Genomic DNA, 22,548 nt, shown 5'->3' with positions numbered 1-22,548 from the left:
AGGTCCGCAACGGGCGTTGAGAAGGCTATCGCTATGGGGCGAAGCCTATCCGGCGATTAGCGGCCGGTGGCTTCGCGGGCAACGCGATGAATGTCGGCGCGGTCGATGCCGAGGTCGTGCAGTTCGCGGGCGCTCATGCGGCCGAGTTCGTTTACGGTCTGACGATACTTGCGCCAGTTGTTGAAAGAGCGGGTCAGGTTCATTTTCAGTCCCTTTCGAGGATTTGGAGATCTCGCGGCCCCGTGGTTGGTTCCGTCGTTGATCCGATGCCTCTTTATATATGCTGCGGTGCAAGAACTAAAAGCGCCAAAGCATCATGTCACCTATGCATTGGGCGCACGTCTTCCGGGCGCTTTGCCTAAGAAGATGGCTGATTTGTGTGCATATCGCGGCCGAACGACGAGCGCCATCTCGGCCCAAGCCCAGCGTCTCAAGGGGCATTCTTGCGCTTGCCTCTATTGAGCCATGTTTTCGTCAGCCTTGCTATTTTGAAGTAGGTCGAACTCCTCAATGGCTGCCGTCATCTTGTCGATTTCCGCTCTGCCAATTCCAGTGCCTGATGTCGGCCAGTGACGAGCTTAAAACGGTTTAAAGGGCAAAAAATAACGCCCACCGCGGGAGGAGGATGCGGTGGGCGTCATTTGTGGTGATTGACGACTGGGAGGAGGGGTGTCGTCAATCCATCGGAGCGCACTGGGAGGAGGAGTGTGCGGCTCCGAATTCTATGGTCAGGATATCAATCCTCAGGCTCTTCCGACTTATGCCGGCCCGGCGCGCCACCGCCGTGTGCTGTTGCATTATCAATAGTATGATTTTTTGATTTTGTGCAGCGCAATAAATTCATGAGAGGTATGTCGTCTGCGCATATCTTTTATCGATATCGCGATACCGATGCCTATAATACCAATCAATCGATTAATGTCGTATTAACGAAGAGCGTACTCGCTTGCAGTGCGTCGATTGGGAATGTGCGCCGGCCCGCATCGATTGAACGACGATTTGTGATAACTCTTCTCTATGCGGGGAGTCGCAGCAAGGGGGCGGGGATGTATAGGGGCAGGCTGGAACGGGACCTGAAGATCTGGGTCGACAAAGGTCTCGTCGATGCGTCGACGGCAAAGGCCCTGTTGCGCGAATATGACGGCCGCGAGACGAGTTTCAGCGCGGGCCGGGTATTGGCCATCATAGCCGCAGTGCTGCTCGGTCTCGCCATATTGCTGTTCATTTCCGCAAACTGGGAGGCTCTTCCGCGGATTGTTCGCCTCACCGGGCTGGTGGCGATGATATGGGCCTTCTATCTCGCATCAGCATACTTGCTGGCGCAGGGGCGTTCCATCCTCGCGTCCGGATTGCTGATTCTCGGCACTTTGAGTTTCGGCGGCGCCATGGCGCTGGTTGGCCAGATGTATAATCTGTCCGGCGATGAACTTAGCATGATGGTCGTCTGGTTTGTGGCGGCCTGCGTCGTGGCGGCGCTGTTTCGCTCCGCAGCGCAGGTCGGCCTCGCGGGCTTTCTGGCCTGGGCATTTTGTGGTGTCTATCTCTGGGAGCACTTCGATCAATGGTACGGAATCATGCCATGGATACCGCCGCTGATGGCCGTGGTTCTGATTGCGCTTGTTCGCTATGCCGATGCGCCGCTCGCCAGGCATTTGGCTTATCTCATGCTCGTCGGCTGGCTGACCTGGCTTTTTGCCCGGCATGAGGGACTGACTACGGCGATCTTGTTTGCAGCCCTCGGGATGGTAGCTTTTCTGGTCGTCAGCATATCTGCCTCGCCACTCATGCCCTTTGCGCGAACGGCGGGAGCTGCGCCGGCCTTCTATGCATTTCTGATCGCGTCGATCGGTTTCTTTCTGGTCCATGCCGAGATCAGTAACGGCTCCTTTGAAAATAATGTCTGGGTCGAAGACAAGGTGCCGCTTATCGTTGTGGCCGCGGCGACGCTGGTCGGCTCGGTCGTTGCCATTGCGCTTAGTGGTCGTGACAATGGCGCGGTACGCTACCTCGCTTACTTCGTCTTTGCCTGCGAGATTCTCTATCTCGCCAGCGAGACGATCGGCTCGATCATCGGCACGGCCGGTTTCTTCCTCGTCGCAGGCGTGCTCGTTGCGATTGCCGCCTGGCTGGTCATCCAGCTCGAACGGCGCTTTTCCAACAATGGTGGGCAGGGGACACGGGTATGAGCGATATAGCCGAAAGGAGCCCAGCCGTCGGCGCCCGTCGCCTGTGGACCGCGGCCGTCATCGTTGCAGTCCTGCAAACCGCCGTTCTCGCTTATATGGTCGGCGAGCGGGCCTGGGGGCTGCGAAGCGGCGTCGAAGTCATCCTGAAGACCGCGCCCGTCGATCCGCGCGATCTTCTGCGCGGCGACTACGTCACTTTGAACTATGATATCTCCCGAGTACCGGTCTCGACGCTGGTCGGTGGACCGCCGAAAGAGAGCCTCAGCAATCAGGTTCTGTCGGTACGTTTGAAGAAGCAGGACGATGGCTATTGGAGCATCGCCGAATCGTCCCTCGGAACACTCGAGCCCAAGCCTGACACGGTCATCTTGAAAAGCCTGCCATTCGACTATGTTTCCTATGGTGACCAAGCCGACGCTAAGGCGACCATGTTCGTAAACTACGGTATAGAGCGTTTTTATGTGCCCGAGGGGCAGGGGCACGATATCGAAAGCGCACGCAACGATAGGCGCGTCTCAATCGCCGCTCGCGTTTCCTCGGATGGCGCCGCCCATATCCGAAGTCTGCTGCTGGACGGCAAACCCGTCTATGAAGAGCCGCTCTACTGACGATATCTGCACGACTATGTCCGATAAGCTTTGGGCGTCGTCGCGGAACCGTCATTTTTCCTTTGCGTGGTTTGAAACGGGTGATATAGAGACGCCGCGCTCCGGAAGGCCCATGGGCAGGCATCGCCATGCGGTTTTGGGAACGCGGGTATGGTGAAATTGGTAGACACGCCAGATTTAGGTTCTGGTGCCGCAAGGCGTGGGAGTTCAAGTCTCTCTACCCGCACCAACACTGTCTTGTGGACGGGGGGAGGCTCTAGCCTGTCTTCCTATATGCCGCAGGGCGCGCCATCTTGCTCAAAGCATCCCTCTTTCGAAGAGGAAGGGGATAAGATGTTTTGGCTCGTGACGGGATAGAGCTGCCTTTTGCGCGTTCATTCGAAGGCGCGGCGCTCTTGCAAGGTGAAAGAGAATTGCATCCAAGCCACGCTCGGGATTTTCCGGCGTCGTGCTCATCGAAACGAACGGCTGTCTGGGCACGGCCGCCATGAATGAAGGTAGGACAATGCAGGTTATCGAAACGCTCGCTGAAGGGCTGAAGCGCGAAATCAAGGTGGTCATCCCGGCCAAGGACATGGAAGTGCGCATGAACGAGCGCCTCGCCGAGGTCAAGGACAAGGTCCGCATCAACGGCTTCCGTCCCGGCAAGGTTCCGGTCTCGCACCTGAAGAAGGTCTACGGCAAGTCGATCATGGCCGATCTCGTCAACGAAATCGTTCGCGATCAGCCCCCGGCGATCCTCACCGAGCGCGGCGAAAAGTCGGCAACCCAGCCGGAAATCGCCATGACCGAAGATCAGGCAGAGGCAGAAAAGATTCTTGCTGCGGAAGCCGATTTCGAATTCACGCTTTCCTACGAAGTCATCCCGGCGATCGAGCTGAAGTCCGTCAAGGGCATCAAGGTCACGCGCGAAGTCGCTGAAATCGCCGAAGACGAAGTCACCGAGCAGATCCTCAAGATCGCTGAAAGCGCCCGTAGCTACGAGACCAAGAAGGGCAAGGCTGCCGACGGCGACCGCGTCACCATCGACTATCTCGGCAAGGTCGACGGCGTTGCCTTCGACGGCGGCAAGGACGAAGACTCGCAGCTCGTTCTCGGTTCCAACCGCTTCATCCCGGGCTTCGAAGAACAGCTCGTTGGCGTCAAGGCTGGCGATGAGAAGGTCATCACCGTAACCTTCCCGGCCGACTATCCGGCCAAGAACCTCGCCGGCAAGGAAGCCACCTTCGACATCAACGTCAAGGAAGTCGCAGCTCCCGGCGAAATCGAGATCAACGACGAGCTCGCCTCCAAGCTCGGCCTGGAATCGGCCGATCGCCTGAAGGAAATCGTTCGCGGCCAGATCGAAAGCCAGTACGGCTCGGTCACCCGCCAGAAGGTCAAGCGCCAGATCCTCGACCAGCTCGACGAAATGTACCAGTTCGACACGCCGCAGAAGCTGGTCGAAGCTGAATTCGCCAGCATCTGGCGTCAGGTCGAAACCGACCTCAGCGAATCGGGCAAGACTTTCGAAGACGAAGACACCACGGAAGAGAAGGCTCGCGAAGAATACCGCAAGCTCGCTGAGCGTCGCGTTCGCCTCGGCCTCGTTCTCTCCGAAATCGGCGAAAAGGCCGGCGTCGAAGTCAGCGAAGACGAACTGCAGCGCGCACTCTATGCTCAGCTCCAGCAGTTCCCGGGCCAGGAAAAGGAAATCCTGGAATTCTTCCGCAAGACCCCCGGCGCTTCCGCTAACCTGCGCGCGCCGATCTTCGAAGAAAAGGTCATCGATCACCTGCTGACCGAAGTCGACGTCACGGACAAGACCGTCTCCAAGGAAGCGCTGCTGGCTGACGACGAGGAAGAAGAAGGTAAGCCGGCTGCCAAGAAGGCTGCTCCGAAGAAGAAGGCTGCCAAGGCCGAAGCAACGGAAGCTGCTGCTGAAGGCGAAGAAGCTGCCGCTCCGAAGAAGAAGGCCGCTCCGAAGAAGAAGGCTGCTGAAGACAGCGCCGAGTAATCGGTTCTCTCCCGGACTAAAATTAAGCCCTGCCGTTCGCGGCGGGGCTTTTTTGTTTTCCCGACCCAATAGACTCCCTCGCCCCGCTTGCGGGGAGAGGGCTGGGGTGAGGGGCAACGAACTCTCGGCCCGACAGAGACTTATGTTTTGCTTCGCGTGGGAAAGAACCGGAGATTGGGGGCTTTCACTGTCTCTGTGAGCAGGCCGTCGCAAATGGCAACAATAGTTTCAAGAACTGACGTCATTGTTGTTAAGACATCAACATTCCAGAAACGGACCACGGACCAACCCTCATGATTCACAAAGGCGTCGCGCCTTAGATCATAGGAGCTATCAAGATGTTGGCTCCCATCGAGCTCCACAACGAGTTTAGGACCACGCAATCGACTGTTCCCGTGAATAGCCCCTCACCCTAACCCTCTCCCCGCAGGCGGGGAGAGGGGATCAGCCTGCAATTGCCGTATCCGGGGAATATTGCTCAAATCTCTGACTTGATATCGCCCATGCGGTTCCAGGCATCGAGACCAGCGATCTTGTAGGCCTCGGCGAGCGTCGGATAGTTGAAGGTGTTTTCGACGAAATACTCGACAGTGCCTTTGAGGTTGAGCACGGCCTGGCCGATGTGGACCAGCTCGGTCGCGCCTTCGCCGACGATGTGGACGCCGAGCAGCCGGCGGGTTTTCAACGAAAAGATCATCTTCAGAAGGCCGGTGTCGAGGCCCATGATGTGACCGCGTGAAGTCTCGCGGAAGCGCGCGATGCCGCACTCGTAAGGAATGTGCCGCTCCTTGACCTCTTCTTCGGTCAGGCCGCAGGTGGAAATCTCAGGAACGGCATAGATGCCGTAAGGAAAGTATTTCGGCGGCTCCTTGGCGATCGCGCCGACGGCGACCCGCGCGGCGATGCGGCCCTGTTCCATCGAGGTGGACGCTAGGCTCGGAAAGCCGACGACATCGCCTGCCGCAAAGATATGCGGAACCTTCGTGGCGAAGGTCTCCGGATTGACGCTCAGGCGGCCGCGGGCGTCGGCTTCAAGGCCGGCGGCGTCAAGATTGAGCGTATCCGTCGCGCCCATGCGGCCGGCAGCGAACAGAACCATGTCGGTGACGATGCGCCGGCCATTGTCGAGCGTCAGCTCGACCTTGCCGTTTTCCCGAACCACTTTCTCGGCCTTCTGGCCAAGCAGCAGCTTCATGTTGCGGTCGCGCAGCTGATAGATGAAATCCTCGACAATCTCCTTGTCGATGAAATCGAGCATGGTGGATTTCGGATCGATCAGCGTCACCTGCGTATCGAGCGCGCTGAAGATGGTCGCATATTCGATGCCGATGACGCCTGCACCAATGACGACCATAGACCGCGGCAATTCCGCGATCTCGAGCAACTCGTCGCTGTCGAGCACCGTCTTGCTGTCGAAGGGTATGTAATCGGGACGAAACGGCTTGGTGCCGACCGCGAGCAGGATGCTGGCGGCGGATACCGTGACCACCTCGCCGTCGTCCTTGACCACCTGCATGGTCTGGGGGTCGACGAAGCTCGCTTTGCCGCGAATGTGCTGCACGCGATTGCGCGCAAACTGATGTTCCAGCACCTCGACTTCGTGGTCGAGCGTGATCAGCAGGCGGCGGCGCAGATCTTCGGCGCTGATTTCCTGCTTGACGCGATAGGCGCGTCCATAGAAGCCGCGTTCGCGCCAGCCGGACAGGTTGAGCGCGGTTTCGCGCAACGTCTTCGAGGGAATGGTGCCGGTGTGGACCGAGACGCCGCCTACGCGTTTGCCCTGTTCTATGACGAGCACCTTCTTGCCGAGTTTGGCGGCCTGAATGGCGCCTCTGCGGCCGGCGGGGCCGCTACCCACGACTAGGAGATCGAATTGGTCCATCGGGAAGCCTCGGATGATTGGACAGGGAATCAATGTCGCAACGCAACATGTTGTCCGTCAACCGGTAGCGGCTCAATGTTACAGATTATCTAACGGGAATTGCGGTTCTCAGGACGCCGGGAGGCCAAGCCAGGGTTCGAGTTTCTCAAAGGTCCGGTCCATCGCATAGGCGCGGGTGAAGGAAAGCGACAGATGGCCGTAGACAATTGACATCTGGCGCTCGGCTGTCGCCTCGTTCGTCTTGGTGATGGCGGCAAGATAGAGCGCGGAAGCAAGCCCTGTGCGGTCGGCTCCCGCCTGGCAGTGAATGAGGATCGGCTTCGGCGCATCGCGCATGATCTGGACCAATTGCGCGGCCTGCTCCCGCGTCAGCTCCCGGCCGGAAGACATGCGAAAATCGATATGGTTGATATCGAGCTGCTTGGCCTGGGCAACTTCCCGGTCGTACCAATTATGGCCGCTGTTGTCGCCGCGCAGATTGATGATGGTCTTGATGCCGTACTGCTTTTGAAACTCTGCGATCGTCTCTGCCGACGGCTGGGAGGAGCGATAAAGCTCGCCAGCGATGACAGGATGGAAGTTCGTCGTCCAGATCATATGGGCATAGAAGCCGCCGGCAACCGCCAGGACGACTCCCAAAGCGACAGTTGCGCCGCGTGCCGCGCGAAGGAGGTAACGAGCAAGCCTTGGCGACATCTTCTGCATGTGATCTCCGGGCCGACTGAATTCTCGGGCAAACAGGCCATATCAAACCAATAGCTTCCGCCGACGGATCTGCCGTTCCGGATGCGGCGATCCTTCTGCCAGATCATCCTGACGCCGAACTGAAAAATGGAAATGGAGGCGGAGGGGCTAGACTGAACGATTTCAGGAGGAAGTGTGATATTAGCTAAGTAAGAAAACTAATATATATTGGCATGATATGCATTTATTCTAATGTAATACTTTATTTCAAATCAGCCGCAATGCCCGGAAGCTGACGTGGCCGTTCTTGCCAATGATAATATGATCGTGAACGGTAATGCCTAAAGGCTTGGCCGTATCGATGATCGTCTTCGTCATGTCGATATCGGCGCGAGACGGTGTCGGGTCCCCGGATGGATGATTGTGCACGAGAATAACTGCCGAAGCGGAAAGCTCGAGCGCGCGTTTGACGACTTCGCGCGGATAGACGGGCGTATGGTCGACCGTACCGAAACCTTGCACCTCGTCCGCGATCAGGGCGTTGCGCTTGTCAAGAAACAGCAGGCGGAACTGCTCGCGCGCTTCGTGCGCCATGGCGGCATGACAATAGTCGATAAGCGCTTTCCAGGAGGAGAGCACGGGCTTGCCCGTCAACTCGCTTTTCAGCATGCGTTGCGCGACGCTGGCGATCAGCTTCAGGTCGAGGGCGACGGCATCTCCGACACCACTGACCTCCGTCAGCAGATTGATTGGAGCACCAAACACGCCACCCAGCGTACCGAAGCGGGCTAGCAATGCCTTGGCGATCGGCTTCGTGTCTCGGCGTGGGATCAGCCGGAATAGCAACAGTTCGAGAATTTCGTAATCGGCGAGCGCGGCATCGCCACCGTCACGATAGCGGTTGCGCAACCGCTCGCGATGGCCGTGATAGTGTGCTTCGGTATTCGTGGGCACAGCTTTGGCGGCCACCGGTGATTGGGCGAAGAATAGTCGCTCGTCCAGGAGCGGCGCCTCTTGCAAAGCCTCCGTCTTTCCGCCTGTTTCGAGCGGCATGTCCGTTGGAAGCAGCGGGACGTTTCGCCATGAATTACCCCTGCAGCGGCGGCAGGCCGGGGCGGTCGAGGCCGCCGGGCGACAGGGTAAAGATTTCGCAGCCCGTTGCGGTGACGCCGACAGTATGCTCGTACTGTGCGGAGAGAGAACGGTCGCGGGTGACGGCCGTCCAGCCGTCACCCAGCACCTTCACATGCGGCTTGCCGAGATTGATCATCGGTTCGATGGTGAAGATCATGCCTTCGCGCAGTTCCGGGCCGTCATTGACCCGGCCGTAATGCAGGATATTCGGCGAGTCATGAAACAGGCTGCCGACGCCATGGCCGCAGAAGTCGCGCACGACCGAGCAGCGTTCGCCTTCGGCAAAGGTCTGGATCGCTTCGCCGATGGCGCCGGTGCGGGCACCGGGGCGCACCGCGGCGATGCCGCGCATCAGGGACTCATAGGTGACTTCGAGAAGCCGCTCGGCCGAACGTTTGATTTCGCCAACCGGATACATCCGGCTGGAATCGCCGTGCCAGCCATCGAGCACATAGGTCACGTCGATATTGACGATATCGCCTTCGCGCAGCGGCTTGTCGTTGGGAATGCCGTGGCAGACGACGTGGTTGATCGAGGTGCAGGAGGATTTCATGTAGCCGCGATAGTTCAGCGTCGCCGGATAGGCGCCGTGATCCATGCCGAACTCGAAGACGAAGCGGTCGATGACATCGGTCGGCACGCCCGGCTCGACGATGGCGGCGAGTTCATCGAGGCAACGGGCGGTCAGCTGGCATGCCTTGCGCATTCCGGCAAACGCATCTTGCCCGTAGAGGCGGATAGCGCCCGTATTTTTCGCCGGCGCCGTTGCCGCTTCGATGTAGTTCACCATGGTTAGCCTTCAGCAGAAATCTTTATACTGGTATCTAATGCAGCTATGCCGGGTTCGTCTATCGGGATCAACCCGGCAGGCGCTATTTCCATCGGCGAAACCCTGCATTTCAGCGCATACACTTCGACGCCACGCGCCAAAGCGCGATCGTAGGCCTTGGCGTAGACCGGATCGAGATCACCGCAAATGCGGAAGCGATCGCAATCATTGCGTTGGATCACGAACAGCATGACGGCCCGATGGCCCGCCTCCACCATATCGCCAAGCTCTTCCAGATGCTTGGCGCCGCGTGCCGTTGCCGTATCGGGAAATTCCGCAAGACCTGGTCGTCGCATGAAATGGACGTTTTTCACCTCGACATAGGTGGTTGTCCGCAAAGGATCGGTCAAGAGCAGGTCGATGCGGGAGTTGCGGCCATAGTTCTGTTCGCGCTTGACCGTCGTATAGTCGCCGAGATCGGAGATTTGACCGAGAGCAATCGCTTCCGCTGCTATACGGTTCGGCATCGCGGTATTGACGCCGACTGTCGTACCGTCGGCTTCGATCAGCTCGAAGACATGACGGTATTTTCGCTTCGCACTTTCATGTTCGGAAAGCCATATGCGCGAGCCGGGCGAAGTCAGACCGAGCATCGATCCGGTATTCGGGCAGGAGCCCGTGATGAAGGTACCGTCCTCCAACTCGGCATCGAAGAGGAAGCGCTTGTAGCGCGCGATCAGGCGGGCAGGGACCAGAGGCGAAGGGAAGAGCATGATCTTGCGGTCGTCACGCCCGTTCCATGACGAAGCTGCCGGGTGCCTCTTCGAGCGCGTTGAGGGCAGTTCCGCCCGGCTGGCGCGCTGCCGTCATGCGATGATCCTGCGCGCGGATCCAGGCATGCCAATGCGGCCACCACGAGCCCGGTGTCTCACTCGCCTCGGCCAGCCAGTTCTCGTAGTCGCCCTTGATCGGGCCGCCGGTCCAGAACTGATATTTATGTTTGTCCGGCGGGTTGACGACGCCGGCGATATGACCCGAGCCCGTCACAACGAATTCCACAGGCCCGCCGAAATATTGGCTGCCCATGAAGACCGATTTGGCCGGCGCGATATGATCCTCGCGCGTTGCCAGATTGTAGACGGGAATGCGCACGTCCTTCAGTGATAGCGTCTTGCCATCGAGGACCATTTTGCCCTGGCTCAACGCGTTGTTGAGGTAGCAATTGCGCAGGTAGAAGGAGTGGTTGGCCGCCGCCATGCGCGTGGAATCGGCATTCCAGAACAGCAGATCGAAGGGCAGGGGGTCCTGACCCTTCAGGTAGCTGTTGATGAAATAGGGCCAGATGAGTTCGGAGGCGCGAAGCATGTTGAAGGCCGTCGCCATCTTCGAGCCTTCGAGATAGCCGATCGCATTCATCTGCTGCTCGAGCGACGCGATCTGCTCTTCGTCGACGAAAACCTTGAGGTCGCCGGCAAAGGTGAAATCGACCTGCGTGGTCAGGAAAGTCACCGTGCGGATGCGCTTGTTCTTTTCCTTGGCATGCAGGGCAAGCGTGGCTGCCAGCAGCGTGCCGCCGACGCAATATCCGACAGCATTGACCTCCTGCTCTCCCGTGGCCTTCTCGACCGTCTCCAGAGCGAAATCGATGCCTTCGCGGGCATAGGAGGTCCAGTCTTTCGTCGCATGCCGTTGATCGGGGTTCACCCAGGAGATGACGAAGACGGTGTGACCCTGTTCCACGCACCATTTTATGAATGATTTCTGTGGGTTGAGGTCGAGAATATAGAATTTGTTGATCCAGGGCGGGCAGATCAGCAGGGGCCGTTTCAGCACCTTGTCCGTCGCCGGCTCGTATTGGATCACCTGGCAGACATCGCTTTGCGCGATCACCTTGCCCGGGGTCAGCGCCATGTCGCGGCCGACCGCGAATTTTGTCATGTCGGTCTGCCGCAGGCGCAGCTCGCCGTGACCGAGACTGATGTCCTCGGCCAGCATCTTCATACCGCGCACCAGATTTTCGGCATTGGACGCAATGGTTTCGCGATAGAGCTGCGGGTTCGTCACCACGAAATTGGTTGGCGAAAAGGCTGCGGTGATCTGCTTGGTATAGAATACCGCCTTGTGACGCGTATGCTCGTCCATTCCTTCGGCGTCGCCGACCAGCTTTTCCGCCCAGCCGGCGGTCAGGAGATAGGTCTGTTTCAGGAAGTCGAAGAAGGGGTTCTTCTGCCAGTCCTCGTCGGCGAAGCGCTTGTCCTTGACCGGCTCGACCTCAGGCGCTGCGGACGAATCGCCGCTCAGGCGCTGCATGGTTTTCGTCCAAAGGCTGAAATAGCCGGACAGAAGATGCGTTTGCGCCTCCAGAGTCCGTCGGGGATCCGAGAGCCAGTATTCGCCGACCTTGGAAAGCGTCTTGACCATGTCGGTGAAAGGATCGGCGACCGTATCGATCTTCTCGCCGCGCTCGCGCGGCGCAAGCCATGCAGAGGCCGCCTTGCCAAGATTTTCCAGCGCGCGGGCAAAGTTGACAGCCATCGCCTCGGGATCCCTGACGATGTAAGGCTCGACTGACTTTGGATCAAAGCCAGGGAAGCCGCCATTACCTTCATTGTTATCGCGCTTGCTGTCGGTCACGCATCATCCTCCCGGCGGCAGCTATGTCTTGTTTTCCATTTGTACATCTTGCGGGAAAAGGAATACAAGTCGAATGAAACACAAGCCTGCTCTTGCTTTGCCGCTGCGACAAATTTAACAGTCTCAACCCACGGCAAGGAATTGGCAGAAAGACAATTATGGGCAGCGGCATGGTGGCAAGACTGAACCGATATTCCGTACTCTGCGGTGCAATGTGCGGGATTTTCGCATTGACGCTCGCGGGCTGCTCGACGCCCGAGGAAAAGGCTGCTTACGCCAAGCGCAAGCAGCCGCCCGAGGCAGTGATCGTAAAGCCCGCAAAAGGCACCCAGATCACGGAAACCAGCACGCAGCAGCACTATAAGGACGGCTATCCTTCCTTCAACGCGCCACCGACGGCTGCTAACGTGCAGATCAACGATCAGCAGGCGGGCGACATGGTCAAGCAGCTGTCGGCTCTCGGATCTCAGCGCAAGGCAGGCGTTATCTCGGAGGCTGAATACCAGAAGCGCGTCGCCGAGATGCGCAAGCTGGCGGCCGAACATGGCCAGGATACGCTGCAGGAAATTCAGAAAGAGAGCAGCGGCCAACCGGGCCAGACGCAGAATTAGCCTTGCGTTTCAGGCGATTTGGACGCAAAGCGTTCGGATAGACCGGGTTTGGATGCATCTTTATCGGTTAAGTGCACTTCGCGTGCGCAGCCGCCCAAGATTCACCTCATCTTTCGAGAAAACATGGTTGCGGCGCCGCGATTCCGGAGTTCGTATTGCGGCTGACCGGTAGATCAACGAACTTCAACGCGGTTTTGAGGGCCGCTGTCCCATGGGGAAAGAAATGGAAGAGTTTCATAAAGTCCGGCGTTTGCCGCCCTACGTTTTCGAACAGGTCAACCGTTTGAAGGCGAGCGCGCGAGCGGGCGGCGCGGACATTATCGATCTCGGCATGGGCAATCCCGATCTTCCGACTCCCAAGGCCATCGTCGATAAGCTGTGCGAGGTGGTGCAGGACCCACGCACGCATCGCTACTCTTCGTCCAAGGGCATTCCCGGCCTTCGCCGGGCGCAGGCCGCCTATTACGCACGCCGTTTCGGCGTGAAGCTCAATCCGGATACGCAGGTGGTCGCCACCCTCGGCTCCAAGGAAGGCTTCGCCAACATGGCACAGGCGATCACGGCGCCGGGCGATGTCATCCTCTGCCCGAACCCAACCTATCCGATCCACGCCTTCGGCTTCCTGATGGCGGGTGGTGTGATCCGCTCGATGTCGGTCGAGCCGGACGACAGCTTCTTCCCGCCGCTGGAGCGGGCCGTGCGTCATTCGATCCCGAAGCCGTTGGCTTTGATTCTGAACTATCCGTCGAACCCGACGGCCTACGTGGCAACGCTCGATTTCTACAAGGAAGTCATCGCCTTCGCCAAGAAGCACGATATCATCGTGCTCTCGGACCTCGCCTATTCGGAGATTTACTTCGATGACGCGCCGCCGCCGTCGGTGCTGGAAGTTCCGGGCGCGATGGACGTCACCGTCGAGTTCACTTCGATGTCGAAAACCTTCTCCATGCCCGGCTGGCGCATGGGTTTTGCCGTTGGCAACGAGCGGCTGATCGCGGCGTTGACGCGCGTGAAGTCCTACCTCGATTACGGCGCCTTCACGCCGATCCAGGTGGCGGCGACGCATGCGCTGAACGGCGACGGCTCCGACATTGCGGAAGTGCGCAGCATCTACAAGCGCCGTCGCGACATTCTGGTCGAAAGCTTCGGCAAGGCCGGCTTCGAAGTGCCGCCGCCGGCGGCGACCATGTTCGCCTGGGCGAAAATCCCGGAAAAGTTCCGTCATCTCGGCTCGCTGGAATTCTCCAAGCTTCTGGTCGAGAAGGCCGACATCGCAGTTGCTCCGGGCATCGGCTTCGGCGAGCAGGGTGACGATTATGTCCGCATCGCGCTCGTTGAAAACGAGCATCGCATCCGCCAGGCAGCGCGCAATCTGAAGCGCTTCCTCTCCGCCGCGGATGAAACGATGCATAATGTGATTTCGCTGAACGCACATCGTTCATAATGTTACGCGGCAGCCGCTCCGGCGGCTGCCGTCCCAAAAATACCGATCAGGAATTTTTCATGGCAGATGCCCTCAAAATCGGCATTGCGGGCTTGGGCACCGTCGGTGCCTCGCTCGTCCGCATCATCCAGAGTCGTGCCAACGAACTTGCTGTCACCTGCGGCCGCCCCGTCAAGATCGTCGCCGTCACTGCGCGCGATCGCACGCGGGATCGGGGCATCGATCTCCAGGGCATCGAGTGGTACGGCGGTCCGGTGGATCTGGCTCAGAAGGCCGATATCGATGTCTTCGTGGAGCTGATCGGCGGTTCCGAAGGTGCTGCCAATGCCGCCGTGCGCGCGGCACTTGCACGCGGCCTGCACGTCGTTACCGCCAACAAGGCGCTGCTTGCCTACCACGGTGTCGAGCTCGCGCAGATCGCCGAAGAGAAGGGCGTGCTGCTGAATTTCGAAGCGGCCGTTGCCGGTGGCATTCCGGTCATCAAGGCGCTGCGCGAATCGCTGACCGGCAATACGATCTCGCGCGTCTACGGCATCATGAACGGCACCTGCAACTACATCCTGACCCGGATGGAGAAGGAAGGTCTGTCCTTTGCCGATTGCCTGAAGGAAGCCCAGCGCCTCGGCTATGCCGAAGCCGATCCGGCTTTCGACATCGAAGGTAATGATACGGCCCACAAGCTCGCCATCCTGACGACGCTTGCCTTCGGAAACCGCATCGCAGCCGACGACATCTATCTCGAGGGCATCACCAACGTCTCCATCGAGGATATTCGCGCCGCTGCCGATCTCGGCTATCGCATCAAGCTGCTCGGCGTTGCCCAGCGCACCGAAAGCGGCATCGAACAGCGCGTGCACCCGACCATGGTGCCGCTCGATTCGGTCATCGCCCAGGTCGATGGCGTCACCAACGCGGTGGCGATCGAATCGGATATTCTCGGCGAGTTGCTGATGGTCGGCCCCGGCGCCGGCGGCAATGCAACGGCCTCTTCCGTATTGGGCGACATTGCCGATATCGCCAAGAGCCGTCCTGGCGAGCAGCGCGTGCCGGTATTGGGCCACCCCGCCAAGGCGCTCGAGCCGTACCGCAAGGCACAGATGCAGAGCCATGAGGGCGGCTACTTCATTCGCCTGACCGTTCTCGACCGCACGGGCGTCTTCGCGAGCGTTGCCACCCGCATGGCGGAGAACCAGATTTCGCTCGAATCGATCGTGCAGCGGTCGACGCAGCACCTGTCGCCCTCGACACACCAGACCATCATCCTCGTCACCCATGCGACGATGGAGGATTCGGTGCGCAAGGCTGTTGCCTCCATCAGGAACGAAGGCTATCTCGTCGGCGAACCGCAAGTCATCCGCATCGAGCGGCCGAAGGAATAGGCTGATAGACGGCGGCGCAGCTCAAAGGAGCGCTGCCGTCTGCCAATTTTGGGAGAGATGGTGGAACAACCGGTCGATCCAGTTCAGCGAGCCTTTCTGGGCGTCGAGCGGTCCGTTTCCGGCAATCGCTGGGTTTCCCGGCTCGATCAGGCCGGCATGAACAGAGCGCTCGCCATCGCTCAGGTGCACGGCTTGCCGGAGTTGATCTCCCGCGTGCTTGCCGGGCGTGGTGTCGGCATCGATGAGGCCATGGCCTTTCTCGATCCGACGATCCGCGCTCTGATGCCTGATCCATATTTGTTGACCGATTGCGAGAAGGCAGCGCAGAGGCTGCTGCGTGCGATCAAGACGGGCGAGACCGTCGCGATCTTCGGCGACTATGACGTCGACGGCGCCGCCTCGTCAGCGCTGCTCTATCGCTTTCTGACGCATTTCGGCGTTCCCGCAAGCATCTACATCCCCGACCGCATCTTCGAAGGCTACGGCCCCAATCCCAACGCCATCAATCAGCTCATCGACAATGGCGCGAATCTCATCGTGACCGTCGATTGCGGCTCCACCAGTTTTGAAGCGCTTGACGCGGCGAGGGCACGCAATATCGATGTCGTCGTCATCGATCACCATCAGGTCGCACACGAATTGCCGCCGTGCCATGCGCTGGTCAATCCGAATCGCGAGGACGATCTGTCCGGGCAGGGGCATCTTTGCGCTGCCGGTGTGGTTTTCCTGGTTCTGGTCGCCGCCCTCAAGCAGCTACGCGAAGCGGGCGATCCGCGGGTGCGCTCCGTCGATCTGCTGGCATGGCTCGATATCGTCGCGCTTGCGACCGTCTGCGATGTCGTGCCGCTGAAGGGCCTAAACCGCGCTTACGTCGTCAAGGGCCTGATCGCCGCCCGCCATCAGGGCAATCCCGGCCTTGCCGCACTGTTCCGCAAGGCGGGGCTAGGTGGCCCGGTAACGCCCTATCATTTCGGCTTCCTGATCGGCCCGCGCATCAATGCCGGCGGCCGCATCGGCGATGCTGCGCTTGGAGCACGCCTTCTGACCTTGGATGAGACCGGTGAGGCCGAGACGATCGCCGCGAAGCTCGATGAGCTCAATCGCGAACGGCAAGCCATGGAAGCCGCCATGCTGCAGGAGGCGGAGGCCGAAGCACTGGCGGAATATGGCAATGGCGATGGCGCTTCCGTGATCATCACGGCGCGGGAGAGCTGGCACCCTGGCATCGTCGGCCTCATTGCGTCACGGCTGAAGGACAAGTTTCGCCGGCCGGCTTTCGCCATTGCCTTCGATTCGTCGGGCAAGGGCACGGGTTCCGGCCGTTCGATCAATGGCTTCGACATGGGTCGCATGGTCCGCGCCGCCGTCGATGCCGGCCTGCTGGTCAAGGGCGGTGGACATGCTATGGCGGCCGGTTTGACGGTGGAGCGAGGCAATCTCGGAAAGCTGCGTACCTTCTTCACCGAGAAGGCCGAGAGGCAGGTGGCTGGCCTGGTCGCCAATGAGACGCTGAAGATCGACGGCGCGATCGGCGCAAGCGGCGCGAGGGTGGAGCTGATAGACCGCCTTGAAACGGCCGGCCCCTACGGCTCCGGCCATCCCCAACCTATCTTCGCTCTGCCGAGCCACAGGCTGCGCGATTCCCGCCTTGTCGGCCAGTCGCATATCAAGATCACGCTTGAAGCGCAGGATGGCGGCCGGGTCGATGGCATCGCGTTTCGCGCGGCAGAGACGCCGTTGGGCGAGTTGCTGATGTCCTCCCGCGGCGCGCAGATCCATGTCGCGGGCACGCTCGGCGCCGATCACTGGCAGGGCAGCAGGCGCGTGCAGCTTCGGGTCATCGATGCGGCAAAAGCCGTCTAAGAGCAGAATTGGGTTTTCCCAATTTCGGATGCAAAATCATCGATTTAAGGAGAGAGACAGTGGCACGCCCTAGGGGAGTCGAACCCCTCTTTACAGAATGAAAATCTGTCGTCCTAACCGATAGACGAAGGGCGCGTGCTGTGGCGCCCTTATAGTCAGCACCTTTCATTCCCGCAAGCGGAAAATCGAGAAAAATCCAGGACTAGACGCAGATTTTTTGAGGCGATTGTGGAAAACTTTGCACCATCGCGATTTGGTACGCCCTAGGGGAGTCGAACCCCTCTTTACAGAATGAGAATCTGTCGTCCTAACCGATAGACGAAGGGCGCATGCTGCATAGGCTAGATAAGAACGACATATAGCATCCGCAAGCGGTAGCTTATGAATTCATGATGGGGAGAGGAACAACAGTGGCACGCCCTAGGGGAGTCGAACCCCTCTTTACAGAATGAAAATCTGTCGTCCTAACCGATAGACGAAGGGCGCATGCAGCTGTTGTGTGGCGCGCTTATAGCGGGGTGATTTCAATCCTGCAAGCGCCAATTTTGCTTTTTTGTGGAAAAAATGACAGCTGGATGAAATTGCCGCCGGCACTGAATAAGTGAGACTTAACAGGACGTTGCCGACGACATCGAAGATTCCCTGGAAACGCGGGCTCCTTACTGGCCGCCGGCACCTTGTATCGGTTGCACCAGCAGCTTGCCGTTCTGAGGTTGGTTTTTCGCCGCGATGAATTGTGCCAGGGCAGCGGCTTGCTTGCTGTTCAATTCGCGGACATTCGGGTTCGGAGCGGCCATAACGCCCGACGAGGTCACCTGCGCAATCGGCTGCGGCGAATTGGCCACGGGGGCGGTGGCATTGCGGATGACGGGCGGCGGCAACACATCGGCCGAGGTGAGGCCGTTCGGCGCGGCGGTGGCACCAAGCGACTGCTGTGTGGCGGGCTGCTGCATGCCGGGCGGCGTGCTGTAGACGCTGCGCATCATCGGCGTGATGGTCTGTGGGCCCTGGGACTGGTTATTGGCGAGCGTCCCGTCCGGATTGACGGCGACGGGCGGCGGCGCTGAGAAGATGCTGCTTCTGTTCGCGTTCACGCCGGTCGGCTGCGTGACCAGGCCGCCTATATTGGGCTGTCCTTCCGTGGGCGTCGCCGTCGGGGCGGGATAGAGCGCCTGGTTCTGCTGGGCGATGATCTGCTGGCGCGTGCCGCTGACACTATGCACCATCGGATCGCGGTAAGTGCCGTCGGCTTTGCGCCGGCGAGCATCTGCCTTGCTGTTCATGTCGGCCGCGAGTTGTTCAGCCGCCGTCGGCTGCGCCGCGGGCGCGGCTTCCGCAGTCTCTGTCGACTGTTTGCCGGCGGTCGCGCAGCTCGCAAGCATCACAAATGAGGCGAAGACGGCAATAGTGCTTGCTAGCTTCTTCCTGCCGTATAAAATCTGTTGATCGCACATGGGACGTTCCCCGCAAAAAGGTTTGCATCGGAACGGCCTCCTGCGAGGGACGACGATATCGCACGCGCCGACCGGGAACGATGACCGCGCGATATCCGATGCATGATGCTTCGAGTCGTCCAAGCATGCCGGAGGATGGGCATGGGCGGCAAGCGCGAAACGGATGGCTCCGCGCGTGCCGTAAGCCTCGCGAAAGCTTGCCCCTTACCAGGCGCCGGTATTGGGCATCGAGGCCCAGGGCTCGGCAGACGGAAGATTTGCGCCCTTTTGCAGGATCTCGATGGAAATGCCGTCGGGGGAGCGCACGAAAGCCATGTGACCATCGCGCGGCGGGCGGTTGATCGTGATGCCATTGTCCATGAGATTCTGGCAGGTCGCATAGATATCGTCGACCTCATAGGCGAGGTGGCCGAAGTTACGTCCGCCGGTGTATTCTTCCGGATCCCAGTTGAAGGTCAGTTCCAGGCTGGGGGCGCCGTTGCTGCGGGACGATTCGGCGTCTTCGCCAGCTGCAAGGAATACGAGCGTATAGCGGCCTTTCTCGTTTTCGTAGCGGCGGGTTTCGACAAGCCCGAACAGGGTACTATAAAAATGCAACGAGGCGTCGAGATCGGTGACGCGAACCATTGTGTGGAGATAACGCATTCTATTTCCTCTCTTAATATTGAGCCGACCGGATTTTCGTTCGAAGCACCAGCTTCGCGCAAGTCTTGGAGCAATAATCTTAGGGTGGGAATAAACGAAAACTAGGACTTGCGCTTTTCCGTTACCAAGATGTTAATCTTGATATCAGGGAATCAGTTAACCGTAACAGTGTGACGCGTAATCGAGGGCTGGCTAGGATGGGTGACAGAATTTCATCGAAGGGAGTTGACGACTTCGAGGAGATGTCCGGCGATGCCGTCGAGCTCATCGAAATCTCCGGCGTCGTCAAGTGGTTCGATGTGGCCAAGGGCTTTGGCTTCATAGTGCCTGACAACGGCATGCAGGACGTATTGCTGCATGTGACGTGCCTGCGCCGCGATGGTTATCAGACGATTCTCGAAGGAACCCGCATTGTTGCGCTGATTCAGCGCCGGGAACGCGGCTATCAGGCTTTCAAGATCCTCTCCATGGATCAGTCGACTGCCGTGCATCCATCGCAGATGCCGCCGGTGCGCACACATGTGCAGGTGACCGCCACCAGCGGCCTCGAGCGCGCGCTCGTGAAATGGTTCAACCGGACCAAGGGCTTCGGCTTCCTGACGCGTGGCGAGGGCACGGAGGATATCTTCGTGCACATGGAAACGCTGCGTCGCTTCGGCCTGGCCGAATTGCGGCCGGGGCAGGTGGTGCTTGTTCGCTTCGGGCCAGGCGAAAAGGGCCTGATGGCGGCGGAAATCCATCCGGATGCGCCGAGCCCGGTTACGCGGCCGCATTGATATGAAAAGAGACAGGTCTCTCGGACTTATGAAAAGCGCCATTTTGGCGCTTTTTCTCGTTGGGGCCGCCGTCTCATCCTCCTTTGCGGCTCAGACGGCAGCGCAGCAGTCGATGGCCTTTGATTCGGAGCCGCTTTCGATCGCATCGCCCAAGGGCCAGGCTCATAAATTCACCGTGGAGCTGGCACTGACGCCGCCGCAGCTGGAATTCGGCCTGATGTATCGCGACAAGATGCCGGCCGACCACGGCATGCTGTTCGATTTCGGCACGTCGCGGCCCGTGATGATGTGGATGAAGAACACCGAGCTGCCGCTCGACATGCTCTTTCTGGACCAAAAGGGTGTCGTCACCCACATCCAGGAAAACGCCGTGCCCTTTTCGGAAACGATCATCAACTCCGGCGGCCCGGTCGCCTATGTCATCGAGCTGAACGGCGGAGTGGTCAAGAAACTCGGCCTTGCCGCCGGCGACAAGGTGACGAGCGCCACCATTTCGGCGAAACTCAAAAAATAGATTTTCCTCGGGGAAGATCCGCCCGGTGTGATTTTACCTGTTGCAGCGGGCAGATGAACCGTGTATCTCCCCACTCGTTCCGCCGGATAGGTGTTCGGTGGTGCAAAACTTAAGTCATGATCCCTTTTACTCGGCGATCATGCTGACGGTACGGAGTGTAGCGCAGTCTGGTAGCGCATCTGGTTTGGGACCAGAGGGTCGGGAGTTCGAATCTCTCCACTCCGACCATTTAAACAATCCCACAATCTTTTGATCTGAGAGCGGTGGAAGTCGCGGACCTCGCCGAAACGGCCCATTTCAAATCTGCGCCAGCGGCCGTCGTGCGACATCGGGCGTGACATGGCCGGTGCCGGTGAACTATCTGCGGAGCGATCGTGCGAGCTGTCAGCGAACGCGCCTTATCCGGCGGCATCGCCCGCCTTTTTGCTTGAAAGCAAAGGGAATCGCGGCTAATCAAACTTTACGTGCGCTCGGCTCGCAAGGGCCGTGCCAAGGTAAGAGAAGCAAAGAGGCGGGGCGTTCCCGCTTTATTCGGAGGCGCTGCAGCGATGCCTGCCAAGATCTATCGTCCCGCAAAGACCGCCATGCAATCCGGCAAGGCCAAGACCCATATATGGGTTCTGGAATTCGACCAGGAGATTCCGCGCAAGATCGATCCGATCATGGGCTATACCTCTTCTGCCGATACGCGCCAGCAGCTGAAGCTGACGTTCGACACGCAGGAATTGGCGGAGGCCTATGCCCAGCGCAACGGCATCGAATATCGCGTCATCGCTCCGAAGGATGCCATTCGCCAGACGGTTTCCTACTCCGACAATTTCCGGTTTTCGCGCATCCAGCCCTGGACTCACTGAGGCAGGAACTTATTGAACCCTGCCCATTGAGTTGGACGGCGGTTTCAGGCATGTGTTGGCCGCCGCACGCACGATGCGGCAGGCTTCACGGCCCCTTAGCTCAGCTGGATAGAGCACTTGCCTTCTAAGCATGTGGTCACAGGTTCGAATCCTGTAGGGGTCGCCATTTCTCTTAATGATCTGTAGCATGGCTGTGTGAGCGCAGCATTTGGAGAACGTTCGAATTTTGCCCGCGCCGGGCTCAATCTCAATTCGCCGCTGTCGACCAGCCACCAGCACCTGCAGGTCTCGTCGCATCGACCGCCATCTGAATGAGATCGTAGCCGAACATTGCTCCGGCCAGTTTGATGACGATGATGGCCGCGCTCAAAAGTGCAAGTCCGCCGATGATCCTGTCGCTCTTCTTCACAGTCCGCTTCCCCTAACGCCTTGTGAATGCCGCATATTTTGTGATTGTCAGGCAGTATATCGCGTTTTGCAGGAAGCGCCATATGGCTTGCTCACGCCGCCAGTCGTCCCGTGGCAACAAGCAGAAGGCAACCGGCTATGCCTTCGGTCCATCGGCGGCGGCGATCGCTGATTGTCGCGCGCGCGCCGAGTGCCGCAAGGGTGAGGCTGAGAATAGCATAGAATGCCCCGCACAACCCGATGAATACGGCTGACAGCAGGGACGCCTGCAGTGCTACGCTCCCATTGTGGCTGATGAACTGCGGCAGGATGGCGAAATAGATCATCATGCCCTTTGGGTTGAGAACGGCCGTCAGGAAGCCGCGCCGAAGCCCGTCTGCCGCCGCTGTCGCCTTCGGCGTGACCTTGCCGGCCTTCATTGAGGAGCTGATGAGGCGGGATGCCAGGTAGCCGAGATAGGCGATGCCGAGCCAGCGCAGGAGCATGAACAGGGCGGGAGAGGCGGCAATGATGGCTGCGACCCCGAGGGCTGCAAGCATGGAATGGATGACGTAGCCGATGCAGATGCCGGCCGTCGATCGCAGCCCGGCGCCTGCGCCTCCGGACATTGTCTGTGACGCTACGAACAGCATGTCCGGCCCCGGCGTGCAGATGAGGGGCAGGACGGTGGCGGTGAAGAGAAGGAGATTGGCGCTTTCCATGAATGA

21 protein-coding genes, 6 tRNA genes and 1 pseudogene are annotated in these 22,548 nt (G+C 59.3%); 13 read left to right on the top strand and 15 right to left on the bottom strand.

Translation table 11 applies throughout. The annotated features are described in order from the left end of the window. Positions 1 to 56: 56 nt before the first annotated feature. Positions 57 to 203, bottom strand: coding sequence for a DUF1127 domain-containing protein (locus QD409_RS06930; RefSeq protein WP_081615319.1), 147 nt, complete (start codon positions 201 to 203; stop codon positions 57 to 59). Between the two features lie 843 nt (positions 204 to 1,046). Between QD409_RS06930 and QD409_RS06925 the strand changes: the two genes are divergently transcribed. The 4 genes from QD409_RS06925 to tig all read left to right on the top strand — a co-directional run bounded on the left by QD409_RS06925 (position 1,047) and on the right by tig (position 4,790). Beyond that, complete coding sequence (locus QD409_RS06925; protein ID WP_430762186.1) at positions 1,047 to 2,186, top strand: DUF2157 domain-containing protein; 1,140 nt, start codon at positions 1,047 to 1,049, stop codon at positions 2,184 to 2,186. Then, positions 2,183 to 2,794, top strand: a complete 612-nt coding sequence (locus QD409_RS06920; protein ID WP_430762185.1) for a GDYXXLXY domain-containing protein — start codon at positions 2,183 to 2,185, stop codon at positions 2,792 to 2,794. Before QD409_RS06925 ends, QD409_RS06920 begins: the two co-directional genes overlap by 4 nt. Before the next feature lie 144 nt (positions 2,795 to 2,938). Beyond that, positions 2,939 to 3,023, top strand: a tRNA-Leu gene (locus QD409_RS06915). A gap of 276 nt (positions 3,024 to 3,299) precedes the next feature. Continuing rightward, positions 3,300 to 4,790, top strand: coding sequence for a trigger factor (tig, locus tag QD409_RS06910; protein ID WP_430762184.1), 1,491 nt, complete (start codon positions 3,300 to 3,302; stop codon positions 4,788 to 4,790). Positions 4,791 to 4,930: 140 nt separating this feature from the next. On the opposite strand, the gene QD409_RS06905 is transcribed toward tig, so the two are convergent. The 7 genes and pseudogenes from QD409_RS06905 to QD409_RS06875 all read right to left on the bottom strand — a co-directional run bounded on the left by QD409_RS06905 (position 4,931) and on the right by QD409_RS06875 (position 11,893). Next, on the bottom strand, positions 4,931 to 5,152 hold the full coding sequence (locus tag QD409_RS06905; RefSeq protein ID WP_430762318.1) for an endonuclease domain-containing protein: 222 nt from the start codon (positions 5,150 to 5,152) through the stop codon (positions 4,931 to 4,933). A gap of 116 nt (positions 5,153 to 5,268) precedes the next feature. After that, positions 5,269 to 6,672: a Si-specific NAD(P)(+) transhydrogenase gene (gene sthA, locus QD409_RS06900; RefSeq protein ID WP_092845097.1), complete on the bottom strand. Its 1,404-nt coding sequence runs from the start codon at positions 6,670 to 6,672 to the stop codon at positions 5,269 to 5,271. Positions 6,673 to 6,780: 108 nt separating this feature from the next. After that, entirely contained in the window at positions 6,781 to 7,368 is a 588-nt protein-coding gene (locus QD409_RS06895) for a dual specificity protein phosphatase family protein (RefSeq protein WP_430762317.1), read from the bottom strand. Positions 7,369 to 7,623: 255 nt separating this feature from the next. Continuing rightward, positions 7,624 to 8,440: pseudogene (gene radC / locus QD409_RS06890) on the bottom strand (RadC family protein). A 3-nt stretch (positions 8,441 to 8,443) separates the two neighbouring features. Continuing rightward, positions 8,444 to 9,280, bottom strand: coding sequence for a type I methionyl aminopeptidase (gene map, locus QD409_RS06885; protein WP_092845103.1), 837 nt, complete (start codon positions 9,278 to 9,280; stop codon positions 8,444 to 8,446). A gap of 2 nt (positions 9,281 to 9,282) precedes the next feature. After that, positions 9,283 to 10,032 carry a DNA/RNA nuclease SfsA gene (sfsA, locus tag QD409_RS06880; protein WP_430762183.1) on the bottom strand — a complete coding sequence of 250 codons (750 nt, stop codon included), beginning with the start codon at positions 10,030 to 10,032 and terminating at the stop codon, positions 9,283 to 9,285. Positions 10,033 to 10,045: 13 nt separating this feature from the next. Further along, positions 10,046 to 11,893 (bottom strand): PHA/PHB synthase family protein, encoded by a 1,848-nt coding sequence (locus tag QD409_RS06875; RefSeq protein ID WP_430762182.1) that lies wholly within the window; start codon positions 11,891 to 11,893, stop codon positions 10,046 to 10,048. 158 nt (positions 11,894 to 12,051) lie between these two features. On the opposite strand from QD409_RS06875, the gene QD409_RS06870 reads away from it, so the two are divergent. The 4 genes from QD409_RS06870 (at position 12,052) to recJ (ending at position 17,190) form a co-directional block, all read left to right on the top strand. After that, complete coding sequence (locus tag QD409_RS06870; RefSeq protein ID WP_430762181.1) at positions 12,052 to 12,504, top strand: hypothetical protein; 453 nt, start codon at positions 12,052 to 12,054, stop codon at positions 12,502 to 12,504. Positions 12,505 to 12,727: 223 nt separating this feature from the next. Further along, on the top strand, positions 12,728 to 13,948 hold the full coding sequence (locus tag QD409_RS06865) for an LL-diaminopimelate aminotransferase (RefSeq protein ID WP_092845111.1): 1,221 nt from the start codon (positions 12,728 to 12,730) through the stop codon (positions 13,946 to 13,948). Between the two features lie 59 nt (positions 13,949 to 14,007). Next, positions 14,008 to 15,327, top strand: a complete 1,320-nt coding sequence (locus QD409_RS06860) for a homoserine dehydrogenase (RefSeq protein WP_430762180.1) — start codon at positions 14,008 to 14,010, stop codon at positions 15,325 to 15,327. Between the two features lie 57 nt (positions 15,328 to 15,384). Next, positions 15,385 to 17,190, top strand: coding sequence for a single-stranded-DNA-specific exonuclease RecJ (gene recJ, locus QD409_RS06855; protein ID WP_430762179.1), 1,806 nt, complete (start codon positions 15,385 to 15,387; stop codon positions 17,188 to 17,190). A 60-nt stretch (positions 17,191 to 17,250) separates the two neighbouring features. Here the strand turns inward: recJ and QD409_RS06850 are convergent. The 5 genes from QD409_RS06850 to QD409_RS06830 all read right to left on the bottom strand — a co-directional run bounded on the left by QD409_RS06850 (position 17,251) and on the right by QD409_RS06830 (position 19,289). Then, positions 17,251 to 17,325 (bottom strand) — tRNA-Glu (locus tag QD409_RS06850). Between the two features lie 119 nt (positions 17,326 to 17,444). After that, positions 17,445 to 17,519 (bottom strand) — tRNA-Glu (locus tag QD409_RS06845). A gap of 82 nt (positions 17,520 to 17,601) precedes the next feature. Next, positions 17,602 to 17,676: transfer RNA gene (locus QD409_RS06840), tRNA-Glu, on the bottom strand. 173 nt (positions 17,677 to 17,849) lie between these two features. Then, on the bottom strand, positions 17,850 to 18,644 hold the full coding sequence (locus tag QD409_RS06835; protein WP_092845113.1) for a hypothetical protein: 795 nt from the start codon (positions 18,642 to 18,644) through the stop codon (positions 17,850 to 17,852). Positions 18,645 to 18,848: 204 nt separating this feature from the next. Further along, positions 18,849 to 19,289 (bottom strand): VOC family protein, encoded by a 441-nt coding sequence (locus QD409_RS06830; RefSeq protein ID WP_430762178.1) that lies wholly within the window; start codon positions 19,287 to 19,289, stop codon positions 18,849 to 18,851. Positions 19,290 to 19,486: 197 nt separating this feature from the next. On the opposite strand from QD409_RS06830, the gene QD409_RS06825 reads away from it, so the two are divergent. The 5 genes from QD409_RS06825 to QD409_RS06805 all read left to right on the top strand — a co-directional run bounded on the left by QD409_RS06825 (position 19,487) and on the right by QD409_RS06805 (position 21,599). Then, a complete protein-coding gene (locus tag QD409_RS06825) occupies positions 19,487 to 20,065 on the top strand; it encodes a cold-shock protein (RefSeq protein ID WP_092845117.1) in 579 nt (192 codons plus the stop codon). 28 nt (positions 20,066 to 20,093) lie between these two features. Then, positions 20,094 to 20,579 (top strand): DUF192 domain-containing protein, encoded by a 486-nt coding sequence (locus QD409_RS06820; protein ID WP_430762177.1) that lies wholly within the window; start codon positions 20,094 to 20,096, stop codon positions 20,577 to 20,579. A gap of 151 nt (positions 20,580 to 20,730) precedes the next feature. Further along, a tRNA-Pro gene (locus QD409_RS06815) sits at positions 20,731 to 20,807 on the top strand. A gap of 320 nt (positions 20,808 to 21,127) precedes the next feature. Beyond that, positions 21,128 to 21,433, top strand: a complete 306-nt coding sequence (locus tag QD409_RS06810) for an ETC complex I subunit (RefSeq protein WP_092845121.1) — start codon at positions 21,128 to 21,130, stop codon at positions 21,431 to 21,433. An 89-nt stretch (positions 21,434 to 21,522) separates the two neighbouring features. Beyond that, a tRNA-Arg gene (locus QD409_RS06805) sits at positions 21,523 to 21,599 on the top strand. Positions 21,600 to 21,680: 81 nt separating this feature from the next. Here QD409_RS06805 and QD409_RS06800 read toward each other — a convergent pair. Both QD409_RS06800 and QD409_RS06795 read right to left on the bottom strand, forming a co-directional pair. Further along, complete coding sequence (locus tag QD409_RS06800) at positions 21,681 to 21,842, bottom strand: hypothetical protein (RefSeq protein WP_430762176.1); 162 nt, start codon at positions 21,840 to 21,842, stop codon at positions 21,681 to 21,683. Between the two features lie 91 nt (positions 21,843 to 21,933). Continuing rightward, positions 21,934 to 22,542: a LysE family translocator gene (locus QD409_RS06795; protein WP_430762175.1), complete on the bottom strand. Its 609-nt coding sequence runs from the start codon at positions 22,540 to 22,542 to the stop codon at positions 21,934 to 21,936. Positions 22,543 to 22,548: the final 6 nt, after the last annotated feature.

The sequence above is a fragment of the Rhizobium sp. BR 315 genome, assembly GCF_050577975.1.
Classification (GTDB): Bacteria; Pseudomonadota; Alphaproteobacteria; order Rhizobiales; family Rhizobiaceae; genus Rhizobium; species Rhizobium miluonense.
The sequence above is the reverse complement of the archived record's forward strand: the minus strand, read 5'-3'. Positions and strand labels throughout refer to the sequence as shown.

What these genes read in the sequence shown, in the direction of transcription:
- map (WP_092845103.1), bottom strand. Translation starts at nt 9,280, where the DNA reads ATGGTGAACTACATCGAAGCGGCAACGGCGCCGGCGAAAAATACGGGC.
- recJ (WP_430762179.1), top strand. Translation starts at nt 15,385, where the DNA reads ATGGTGGAACAACCGGTCGATCCAGTTCAGCGAGCCTTTCTGGGCGTC.
- QD409_RS06920 (WP_430762185.1), top strand. Translation starts at nt 2,183, where the DNA reads ATGAGCGATATAGCCGAAAGGAGCCCAGCCGTCGGCGCCCGTCGCCTG.
- QD409_RS06795 (WP_430762175.1), bottom strand. Translation starts at nt 22,542, where the DNA reads ATGGAAAGCGCCAATCTCCTTCTCTTCACCGCCACCGTCCTGCCCCTC.
- QD409_RS06930 (WP_081615319.1), bottom strand. Translation starts at nt 203, where the DNA reads ATGAACCTGACCCGCTCTTTCAACAACTGGCGCAAGTATCGTCAGACC.
- QD409_RS06865 (WP_092845111.1), top strand. Translation starts at nt 12,728, where the DNA reads ATGGAAGAGTTTCATAAAGTCCGGCGTTTGCCGCCCTACGTTTTCGAA.
- QD409_RS06820 (WP_430762177.1), top strand. Translation starts at nt 20,094, where the DNA reads ATGAAAAGCGCCATTTTGGCGCTTTTTCTCGTTGGGGCCGCCGTCTCA.
- QD409_RS06835 (WP_092845113.1), bottom strand. Translation starts at nt 18,644, where the DNA reads ATGTGCGATCAACAGATTTTATACGGCAGGAAGAAGCTAGCAAGCACT.
- QD409_RS06860 (WP_430762180.1), top strand. Translation starts at nt 14,008, where the DNA reads ATGGCAGATGCCCTCAAAATCGGCATTGCGGGCTTGGGCACCGTCGGT.
- sfsA (WP_430762183.1), bottom strand. Translation starts at nt 10,032, where the DNA reads ATGCTCTTCCCTTCGCCTCTGGTCCCTGCCCGCCTGATCGCGCGCTAC.
- QD409_RS06825 (WP_092845117.1), top strand. Translation starts at nt 19,487, where the DNA reads ATGGGTGACAGAATTTCATCGAAGGGAGTTGACGACTTCGAGGAGATG.
- tig (WP_430762184.1), top strand. Translation starts at nt 3,300, where the DNA reads ATGCAGGTTATCGAAACGCTCGCTGAAGGGCTGAAGCGCGAAATCAAG.
- QD409_RS06810 (WP_092845121.1), top strand. Translation starts at nt 21,128, where the DNA reads ATGCCTGCCAAGATCTATCGTCCCGCAAAGACCGCCATGCAATCCGGC.
- QD409_RS06895 (WP_430762317.1), bottom strand. Translation starts at nt 7,368, where the DNA reads ATGTCGCCAAGGCTTGCTCGTTACCTCCTTCGCGCGGCACGCGGCGCA.
- sthA (WP_092845097.1), bottom strand. Translation starts at nt 6,672, where the DNA reads ATGGACCAATTCGATCTCCTAGTCGTGGGTAGCGGCCCCGCCGGCCGC.
- QD409_RS06925 (WP_430762186.1), top strand. Translation starts at nt 1,047, where the DNA reads ATGTATAGGGGCAGGCTGGAACGGGACCTGAAGATCTGGGTCGACAAA.
- QD409_RS06830 (WP_430762178.1), bottom strand. Translation starts at nt 19,289, where the DNA reads ATGCGTTATCTCCACACAATGGTTCGCGTCACCGATCTCGACGCCTCG.
- QD409_RS06870 (WP_430762181.1), top strand. Translation starts at nt 12,052, where the DNA reads ATGGGCAGCGGCATGGTGGCAAGACTGAACCGATATTCCGTACTCTGC.